The sequence below is a fragment of the Escherichia sp. WS1265 genome (genome assembly GCF_046487585.1).
Taxonomy (GTDB): domain Bacteria; phylum Pseudomonadota; class Gammaproteobacteria; order Enterobacterales; family Enterobacteriaceae; genus Escherichia; species Escherichia coli.
Window position 1 is genome coordinate 1 of record NZ_JBJQJE010000093.1, and the last position, 700, is coordinate 700.

General features: G+C 56.1%; 2 protein-coding genes. Both read left to right on the top strand.

The features are described from left to right. The first annotated feature begins 2 nt into the window (after positions 1 to 2). Positions 3 to 164, top strand: coding sequence for a hypothetical protein (locus ACJHX3_RS24990; protein ID WP_410236254.1), 162 nt, complete (start codon positions 3 to 5; stop codon positions 162 to 164). Then, a partial coding sequence (locus ACJHX3_RS24995; protein WP_368473381.1) for a phage portal protein occupies positions 92 to 700 on the top strand: 609 nt, incomplete at its 3' end. The genes ACJHX3_RS24990 and ACJHX3_RS24995, both read left to right, overlap by 73 nt.

Consider the following 700-nt stretch of genomic DNA (forward strand, 5'->3'; position numbering starts at 1 on the left):
AAATGGCGGTGCTGGACGGAAAATCCGTCACCTTTAATGGTCAGCAGATGACCATGGAAAACTTATCTGAGATCCGGCAGGGACGGCAGGAGTGGGAGCGCCGCCTTGCGGATCTGATTACACGACGACGGGGGCATCCCGGGTACCGGCTGGCGAGGTTCTGATGGCAATTCTTGATGATGTGATTGGCGTTTTTTCACCAGGATGGAAAGCGGCAAGGCTGCGTTCCCGGGCGGTGATCCAGGCTTATGAGGCCGTAAAAACTACGCGGACACACAAAGCCCGGCGGGAAAACCGAACTGCCGACCAGTTAAGCCAGTACGGGGCCGTGTCGTTACGTGAGCAGGCCCGTTACCTTGATAACAACCACGATCTGGTCATTGGTGTATTTGACAAGCTGGAAGAACGGGTGGTGGGGAAAAACGGGATTATTGTCGAGCCACATCCGGTATTACGCAATGGGGCCATTGCCCGTGATCTGGCAGCGGAGATACGCACCCGATGGAGTGAATGGTCTGTCAGTCCGGAAGTTACCGGGCAGTTTACCCGTCCGATGCTGGAACGTCTGATGCTGCGTACCTGGCTGCGAGATGGTGAGGTGTTTGCCCAGATGGTTTCCGGGCGCATAAACAGCCTGACGCCTTCTGCCGGTGTTCATTTCTGGCTGGAGGCACTCGAGCCAGACTTTATTCCCATGACC